This window comes from Paracoccus sp. Z118, assembly GCF_019061185.1.
GTDB lineage: Bacteria > Pseudomonadota > Alphaproteobacteria > Rhodobacterales > Rhodobacteraceae > Paracoccus.
Map to the genome: position 1 here is coordinate 1 of NZ_JAHQZU010000046.1, position 7,935 is coordinate 7,935.

Here is a 7,935-nt window from a genome sequence, read left to right on the forward strand (position 1 = left end):
TTGTCGGCAAGTTGCGAGAGATAGCCGGTCATGTGCGACGTATAGGCGCCAAGCGCGAAGAAGCCGCCCGCGTTCGACGCACCCGCGACGCCGGCGAGCACGGTCGCGAGCGCCAGGTCGGCTGCCGGCGAGCGACGACGCCCCGTCAGCACGCGCGCCGCGGCGATGGGTCGCAGGATATGTCGGCGGGGTTTCAAGGCGGCAACCAGATCTCCGATGACCGTGCCGAGACTGACGGGACCGCGCCCGGTTTGCAAATCCTCGGAAGGCCGCAATGCGGGCGCGCCTGGCCGAACATCGCGCAGACCGGCGGCCAAGTCTGCAGAGGTAGCTCGTCCCCGGGGTTGAGCGGGCGCCAGGCCGGTTGCGTTCGATATCTCCGGCTCGTCCAGCGCCTCCCGCTCCGCCCGGCCGTCACCAGTGCGTCCATTCGTTTGCGGTGCTCGCGCAGCAGGCGTCTGGCGTCCGCGCGGCATTTGTCGATGATGCGGGCGATTTCGAGGTCGATCCGCTCTGGGGTTGCGTCGCTGTAGGGCCTGGTGCCGGGCAGGCGAGCGTTGCCTTGTCCCACCCGGCTGTTTTCGCGCAGGGCAAGCTGGACCATGCAGCCTGTCGCTCAGGCCCCAACGCGTAACCATCCGCCGGGTGAGTGCGGTCGCCTGCTCGATGTCGTTCTCGGCCTCGGGGGTGGGTGTGCCGTAGACGACCTCCTCGGCCGCAATCCGCGCCCGCTCCGCCTGCTGACCCTCTCGATCCCCTCGAGCCGCCCAAATGGACGCCCGTTTGGGCGCGGATTTTACCTGAATGTCATCCGCAGGTCACGGGACTGCAACATGCAGGCATCAGAAGGCACGGCGAAAGGAAGCGCCGAGGTTGCTTCCGCGAACAGCGAAGAGAGAGCCATGCTTATCAACCGCCGCCACACCCTCGGTCTTTTCGGCGCCGCCGCGGGATCGCTGATCCTGCCGCGCCACCTGATGGCGCAGGCGCCGCGCCGTTCCATCACGATCGCGGTGCAGAAGATCACCAACAACAACACGCTGGATATCTGGTACGAACAGTCGAACGTGGGCGAGCGGGTGTTCTTTCCGAACCTCTGGGAAGGGCTGATCCTGCGCGACTGGATGGGCAACCAGGGTCCGGTTCCTGGGCTGGCGACCGAATGGACGCGGCTGGACGACAGGACCATCGAACTGAAGCTGCGGCAGGGCGTCAGGTTCCACAACGGCGACGAGCTGACCGCCGAGGACGTGGTGTTTTCCTTCTCGGACGAACGCCTGTTCGCCGGGACCGAACCCGCGGGCGGCAAGACGCTTTATGCGGAAAACTTCAAGCCGCAGAACGCCAAGGAACTGCCTGCCAGCGTCCCCGGTGTGGCGCGCCGCTTGTGGCCGGCGCTGCGCGGGGTCGAGGCGGTGGACAGATACACCGTCCGCTTCCACAACGCGACGCCGGACATCACGCTGGAAGGCCGCCTTTACGCCTTCGGCTCGCAGATCGCGAACAGGCGCGCCTGGGATGAGGCCGCCACCTACGCCGAATGGGCGAACAGGCCCGTCAGCACCGGCCCCTACAGGGTCGAGGAGTTCCGGCCGGACGTGTCGCTGACGCTGGTGGCCTTCGACGACTACTGGGGCGGCCGCCCGCCGCTGGAACGCATCCGCTTCGTGGAAGTCCCCGAGGTGGCGAGCCGCGTGAACGGGCTGCTGTCGGGCGAATACGACTTTGCCTGCGACCTGCCGCCGGACCAGATCGCGACGATCTCGGACGCGCCGGGGCTGGAAGTCCAGTCCTCGACCATCTGGAACCACCGCGTCACCGTCTTCAACAAGCAGAACGAGATCCTCGCCGATCCGCTGGTGCGCCGCGCCTTCACCCATTCCATCGACCGTCAGGCCATCGTCGATGCGCTGTGGGGCGGGCAGACCGACATTCCGGCCGGCTTGCAGTTCGACAGCTTCAGGACCTCGAACATGTTCGTCGAGGGCTGGGCCGCGCCGGACTACAACCCGGAACTTGCCCGCGACCTGCTGAAACAGGCGGGCTACAACGGCGATCCGATCCCCTACCGGCTGCTGAACAACTACTACACCAACCAGACGCCCACGGCGCAGGTGCTGGTCGAGATGTGGAAGCAGGTCGGCCTGAACGTCGAGATCGAGATGAAGGAGAACTGGGGCCAGATCCACGACCCCGAAGGAACGCGCGGCGTCTTCGACTGGTCGGCCTCGAACAACATCAACGATCCGGTCACGCCGCTGGTCGTCCAGTTCGGTCCCAACGGCGAGGCGCAGCAGAAGCGCAACTACTGGAACGACGAGATGAACGAGCTTTCGGCCGTCATGGAAACCTCGATGGACGCCGCCGCGCGCCAGAAGGCCCATGCCCGCATGCTGGAGATCTGCGAGCGCGAGGACCCGGCCTATACGGTGCTGCACCAGAACGCCGTGTTCACCGGCATGAAGTCGGAGCTGAACTGGAAGGCCGCCCCCGCCTTCGCGATGGATTTCCGCGCGGCGAACTGGACCGTCTGACCATTCCGGCGGTGCGGGCCTGCGTGCCCGCCCCGCCTTCCATCGGAAAGCAGGAGGGCGGCTGATGTCGTTCGTCTCCATCCGGGATCTGCGCGTCGCGTTCGACGGCGTTCAGGTTCTGCACGGCATTGATCTGGATATCGGCAAGGGCGAAACTGTCGGCCTGGTAGGCGAAAGCGGCTGCGGCAAGTCGGTGACTTGGCTCGCGGCGCTGGGACTTCTGCCCGGCAAGGCGCAGATTTCGGGTTCGGTCACGATCGAGGGGCAGGAACTCATCGGCGCCCGTCCGGCCGAGGTCGAGGCGGTTCGCGGCGCGCGGATCGCCATGATCTTTCAGGACCCGTCCTCGTCGCTGAACCCGGTCCATCGTGTCGGTCGGCAGATCGGGGAAAGCCTCCGCCTGCATCGCGGCCTGCGGGGCGCGGCCGCGCGGAACGAAGCCGTCCGCCTGCTGGACATGGTCGGCATCCCGTCCGCCGCAACGCGCATCGACCTTTACCCGCACGAGTTCTCGGGCGGTCAGTGCCAGCGCATCATGATCGCCATGGCGCTGGCGGGTCAGCCCGACCTGCTGATCGCGGATGAGCCGACCACGGCGCTGGACGCCACGATCCAGGCGCAGATCCTCGATCTTCTGTCGTCCATCCGGCGCGAGACGGGGATGGCGATGGTTCTGATCAGCCACGATCTCGGCGCGGTGTCCGCCGTCTGCGACCGCGCGGCGGTGATGTATGCCGGCCGGATCGTCGAGGCGAACGACATCGCCCGGCTTTTCACGGGGCCGAAGCACCCCTATACGCGCGGCCTGTTCGACGCGATCCCGGAAATGGACGCCGGCCGTGCGCGGCTGCGGCCCATCGAGGGCACGGTCCCGGACCCGAAGCACCTGCCGCCGGGCTGCGCCTTTGCGCCGCGCTGTCCCCGCGCGTCCGGGTTCTGCCAGAGCCATCTGCCCGAGCTGAAGCCGCAGGTCCGGGGCGGCTTCGTCGCCTGTTTCCACCCGGAAGCGACGCGCGCGGCGGCGCGTGAACGACAGGCGGCGGTGGCATGAGCGTCCTTGTCGAAGCCCGCGGGCTCGTCCAGCAATACACCACCGGCAAGCCGCTGTTCGGTCAGGCCAGCACGGTCCGCGCTGTGAACGGCATCGACCTGGCTGTCCAGGAAGGCGAAATTCTCGGCATCGTCGGCGAATCCGGTTCGGGGAAATCGACGCTTGGCCGGATGCTGCTGGGGCTGGAGACGCCCTTTGCGGGCAAGGTGCTGTATCACGGCCAGCCGATGCCCGCCCCCCGGACCGAGCATTGGCGCCGGCTTCGGGCACAGATGCAGCTGATCTTTCAGGACCCGCTGGCCGCGCTTGACCGCCGCATGACAATCGCCCGCCAGATCGCCGAGCCGCTGGAGATCCACGACCGCGCGAAAGGCCCCGAACTGGCCGAACGCGTAGCCGGACTGATGGCGAGAGTCGGGCTGCGCCGCGATCAGGCCGACCGCTATCCGCATGAGCTGTCCGGCGGCCAGCGCCAGCGCGTGGTCATCGCCCGCGCCCTCGCCACGAACCCGCGTTTTCTGGTCTGCGACGAGCCGGTCTCGGCCCTCGACGTGTCCATTCAGGCGCAGGTGGTGAACCTGCTGCGCGACCTTCAGGAACAGGACGGGCTGACGATGGTCTTCATCAGCCACGACCTGAAGGTTGTCCGCAACATCTGCGACCGGGTGGCGGTCATGTATCTGGGCCGCGTGGTCGAGGAAGCGCCCTCGGACCGCAACTTCGCGGACCCGCGCCACCCCTATACGCAGGCGCTGGTCTCCTCGATCCCGCAGGCGGGGCAGGGGCTGGAAGGCCGCATCATCCTGCACGGAGAGCCGCCGAACCCCGCCGCGCGGCCATCCGGCTGCGCCTTCCACCCCCGCTGCCGGCTGGCGGATGCCGCCTGCGCCGCGACGGTTCCCGAACTCGAAACCCACGGCGGCCGGCTTGCGGCCTGTCTGAAGTTGCCCGCTGCGGCGCGGCAGGCGGCCTGAGGTTCCCATGTTTCCATTCATCCTGGCCAAGATCGCCCGCGCGGCGCTGACCATCGTTCTGGTGATGACCTTCGCCTTTGTCGTGCTGCGGATGTCGGGCGACCCGGCGCAGGTGCTTCTGGGCCCCGACGCGCCGCAGGATGCGGTCGATGCCTTCCGCGAGCGCTGGGGGCTGAACGATCCGATCTGGCAGCAATACCTCGCGTATCTGGAGCAGATCCTGACCTTCGACTTCGGCGTGTCGATGCGCGACCAGTCGCCGGCGCTCGATCTGGTGCTGGAACGTATCCCCGCGACGCTCGCCATCACCATTCCGGCGCTGATCCTGAAAATCGGCATCGGCATCCCGGCCGGCGTCTATGCGGCGCTGCACCGCGAGTCCGTCGCGGATCGGGGCGTCATCATGCTGTCGATCTTCGGCTTCACGATCCCGTCCTTCGTCCTCGGGCTGGTGCTGGTGCTGATCTTCGCGGTGACGCTGGGCTGGCTGCCCTCGGGCGGGCAGGACACATGGCAGCACGCGATCCTGCCGATCGCCACGCTGTCGATCGGCGGCATCGGCATCCTCGCCCGGTTCTCGCGGTCGGCCATGATCGAGGTGCTGGGCCAGCCCTATATCCGCACCGCGATGGCCAAGGGCCTGCCGTGGCGGGATGTCGTCTGGAAGCACGCGCTGCCGAATGCGGTAATCCCGATCATCACGCTGATCGGCTTCATGGTCGGCGCGCTGATCGCCGGCGCGGTCGTCGTCGAAAGCATCTTTTCCTGGCCCGGAGTCGGCCGGCTGATCGTCGTGTCGGTCGCCAACCGCGATCTGGCGGTGGTGCAATGCCTGCTGCTGGTGATCGCGGCGTCGATGGTCGTCGCCAACCTGTGTGTCGATTTCGCCTATGGGCTGCTCGACCCTCGCCTGCGCCAGAAGCGCGCCGCCCACTGAGGACGAAGTCATGGCCGATACTGCCGCAATCGCCGCCCCGAGGCTGCTGACCCGGACCCGCATCAGGATGCCCTGGCTGGTCGGCCTCGCGGTGGCCTGGATCGCGCTGATGGTGCTGACGGCGATCTTCGCCGACTGGCTGCGGCCCTACGACATCACCGCCATGAACCTGTCCGCCCGGCTGCTGCCGGTCGGAACGCCGGGCTACTGGCTGGGCACCGACGAGCTTGGCCGGGATGTGCTGTCGCGGCTGATCCAGTCGGTCCGGGTGTCGCTGGTCATCGCCTTCGGGGCGACGATCCTGTCGGCGGTGTTCGGCACGACGCTGGGCTTTCTGGCCGCGCAGTTCCGCGGCTGGGTCGAGCATCTGGTCATGGCGCTGGCCGATTTTCAGGCGGCGCTGCCGTTCATGATCATGTCGCTGGCGGTGCTGGCCTTCTTCGGGTCGTCCATGGCGCTGCTGGTCTGCCTGATGGGCTTCTACGGCTGGGAACGCTATGCCCGCATCGCCCGCGGCCTTGCGATCTCGGCCTCGGCGCAGGGCTATGCGGGGGCGGTGGTGCAGCTCGGGGCCACGCCTTCGCGCGTCTATCTGCGCCACATCCTGCCCAACGTCGCCTCGACCCTGATCGTGTCGATGACGCTGACCTTCCCGGAAATCATCCTGATGGAATCCGGGCTCAGCTTCCTCGGGCTCGGGGTGCAGCCGCCGCAAAGCTCGCTCGGCAACATGGTCGGCTTCGGGCGTGAATACCTGACCCGCGCGCCGTGGATCATGCTCGCGCCCTCGGCGGTGATCGTGATGACGACGCTCTCGATTTCGCTGCTCGGGGACTGGCTGCGCGACCGGCTGGACCCGACAATCCGTTAACCCTCTCAAGAAAGACCGAAATGCCCAAGATCATGGCCCATCGCGGGGCCCGCAACCTGTGGGCCGAAAACTCGGCTCTCGGATTCCGCGAAACCGTCCGCCACGGTTTCGACGCCATCGAGTTCGACCTGCACCTGAGCGACGCGGGCGAGGTCGTGGTGATCCACGACGCCACGCTCGACCGCACCACCGACGGGACCGGCCGCGTGCGCGACCTGACGCCGGAAAGCCGCAAGGCCCTGCGGCTGCGGGGACCGGACGGCGCGCCGATCGACGAGGGCGTGCCGAGCCTTGAGGATGTGCTGGAAATCCTCGCGCCCCATGCCGGAACCGAACTTTATGTCGAGCTGAAGCCCGACGAGAACGGCACGCCCTATCCGGGGCTGGTGGAACGGACGGTCGAGACGCTGCGCCGCTTCGGTCTGGCCGAGCGTTCTGTCCTGCACAGTTTCGACATCGACGTGGTGCAGCATATCCGCGCCGTCGCGCCGGACCTGCGCCGGCTCATCTCGGTGAACCGCGCATGGGCCGAACGGCAGGGGGGTATCGCGGCGTTCCTGAAAAGCGTTGACGGTCTCGTCGAAGTGGTCGGCATCCACCACGAGCTGTTCGAGGCCGAGTTCGACCTCATCGCCCGCCTCCGCCCGCTGGAATCCTGCTCGGTCTGGACCATCAACGATCCAGCCCTGATCCGCCGCTGGATCGAACGCGCGCCGGGCTTCCTCGTGTCCGACAACCCCGTACTGGTGCGCGAACTGATGCGGGAAGGCGTCCCGGCATGAGAGCTTACGAGGCGATCCTGTTCGACTGCGACGGCGTGCTGCTGGACAGCGAGCCGGCGGGCTGCGAGGCGCTGGCCTGCGCGGTCACGGCTGCGGGCATCCCCATGACCCAGCACGAGGCGGCCCGGATCTTTTCCGGCAACTCGGCGTCGGCGAGCATGGCGCTGATGCGGAAAGCGGGCCTCGACGCGGCGGCGGTCTATGCCGAATCCGACCGCATCCTGTTCGAGATGTTCGATCGCGACATCCCGCATATCGAGGGGATCGAGGAAGTGCTGTCCCGCTTCGACGTGCCGATGGCGGTCTGCTCGAACTCGGCGATCATGCGGCTGGACCGTTCCATCGCGCGCACCCCGCTGGCCGGGCGTTTCGGCCCCCACATCTATTCCGCCGAGCAGGTAGCGGCGCCCAAGCCCGCGCCCGATCTCGCGCTGTTCGCCGCCGAACGGCTGGGCGTCGCGCCCGAACAGGCAATCTTCATCGACGACAACCCGCACGGCGTCCTTTGCGCAGTCGCCGCCGGCTGCCTTGCCGTGGGCTTCATCGGCCCATCGGAACATCGCAGCGGCCATGCGCAGGTGCTGCGTGACGCCGGCGCCGATCACGTCGTCCACGGCATGGGCGAGTTTCACGACCTCCTTGCCCGCCACCTACTTCCCCTCGCGGCCTGAACCGGGACCATTCCATGACCGATCGTAAGCGCGAGGTCGTTGCCCTATGCGGCGATGCTTGACGGCTGGTTGAAGCGCCAGGGCATGAGGTCTTCGATGGCGCTTTGCGGGTGTC

7 protein-coding genes and 2 pseudogenes are annotated in these 7,935 nt (G+C 67.5%); 7 read left to right on the plus strand and 2 right to left on the minus strand.

Going from position 1 to position 7,935, the window contains the following annotated elements; translation table 11 throughout:
- Together KTN05_RS16645 and KTN05_RS18780 are read right to left on the minus strand one after the other, a co-directional pair.
- Positions 1-317, minus strand: a pseudogene (locus KTN05_RS16645) (hypothetical protein); the annotation flags it as partial.
- 285 nt (positions 318-602) lie between these two features.
- A pseudogene (locus KTN05_RS18780) lies at positions 603-806 on the minus strand (hypothetical protein); the annotation flags it as partial.
- A 96-nt stretch (positions 807-902) separates the two neighbouring features.
- On the opposite strand from KTN05_RS18780, the gene KTN05_RS16655 reads away from it, so the two are divergent.
- The 7 genes from KTN05_RS16655 to KTN05_RS16685 all read left to right on the plus strand — a co-directional run bounded on the left by KTN05_RS16655 (position 903) and on the right by KTN05_RS16685 (position 7,820).
- Positions 903-2,534 (plus strand): ABC transporter substrate-binding protein, encoded by a 1,632-nt coding sequence (locus tag KTN05_RS16655; protein ID WP_217330507.1) that lies wholly within the window; start codon positions 903-905, stop codon positions 2,532-2,534.
- Positions 2,535-2,598: 64 nt separating this feature from the next.
- Positions 2,599-3,585: an ABC transporter ATP-binding protein gene (locus KTN05_RS16660; protein ID WP_217330508.1), complete on the plus strand. Its 987-nt coding sequence runs from the start codon at positions 2,599-2,601 to the stop codon at positions 3,583-3,585.
- Positions 3,582-4,559: an ABC transporter ATP-binding protein gene (locus KTN05_RS16665; RefSeq protein WP_217330509.1), complete on the plus strand. Its 978-nt coding sequence runs from the start codon at positions 3,582-3,584 to the stop codon at positions 4,557-4,559. The genes KTN05_RS16660 and KTN05_RS16665 overlap by 4 nt, the downstream gene beginning before the upstream one ends.
- 7 nt (positions 4,560-4,566) lie before the next feature.
- Positions 4,567-5,496, plus strand: coding sequence for an ABC transporter permease (locus tag KTN05_RS16670; RefSeq protein WP_217330510.1), 930 nt, complete (start codon positions 4,567-4,569; stop codon positions 5,494-5,496).
- A 10-nt stretch (positions 5,497-5,506) separates the two neighbouring features.
- Positions 5,507-6,367 (plus strand): ABC transporter permease, encoded by an 861-nt coding sequence (locus KTN05_RS16675; protein ID WP_217330511.1) that lies wholly within the window; start codon positions 5,507-5,509, stop codon positions 6,365-6,367.
- 20 nt (positions 6,368-6,387) lie between these two features.
- Positions 6,388-7,149 (plus strand): glycerophosphodiester phosphodiesterase family protein, encoded by a 762-nt coding sequence (locus tag KTN05_RS16680; protein ID WP_217330512.1) that lies wholly within the window; start codon positions 6,388-6,390, stop codon positions 7,147-7,149.
- Positions 7,146-7,820, plus strand: a complete 675-nt coding sequence (locus tag KTN05_RS16685) for an HAD family phosphatase (protein ID WP_217330513.1) — start codon at positions 7,146-7,148, stop codon at positions 7,818-7,820. Before KTN05_RS16680 ends, KTN05_RS16685 begins: the two co-directional genes overlap by 4 nt.
- Positions 7,821-7,935 lie beyond the last annotated feature (115 nt).

Excerpts from the sequence above, each read along its gene's own strand:
- KTN05_RS16685 (WP_217330513.1), top strand. The coding sequence starts at position 7,146 with ATGAGAGCTTACGAGGCGATCCTGTTCGACTGCGACGGCGTGCTGCTG.
- KTN05_RS16655 (WP_217330507.1), top strand. The coding sequence starts at position 903 with ATGCTTATCAACCGCCGCCACACCCTCGGTCTTTTCGGCGCCGCCGCG.
- KTN05_RS16670 (WP_217330510.1), top strand. The coding sequence starts at position 4,567 with ATGTTTCCATTCATCCTGGCCAAGATCGCCCGCGCGGCGCTGACCATC.
- KTN05_RS16675 (WP_217330511.1), top strand. The coding sequence starts at position 5,507 with ATGGCCGATACTGCCGCAATCGCCGCCCCGAGGCTGCTGACCCGGACC.
- KTN05_RS16660 (WP_217330508.1), top strand. The coding sequence starts at position 2,599 with ATGTCGTTCGTCTCCATCCGGGATCTGCGCGTCGCGTTCGACGGCGTT.
- KTN05_RS16665 (WP_217330509.1), top strand. The coding sequence starts at position 3,582 with ATGAGCGTCCTTGTCGAAGCCCGCGGGCTCGTCCAGCAATACACCACC.
- KTN05_RS16680 (WP_217330512.1), top strand. The coding sequence starts at position 6,388 with ATGCCCAAGATCATGGCCCATCGCGGGGCCCGCAACCTGTGGGCCGAA.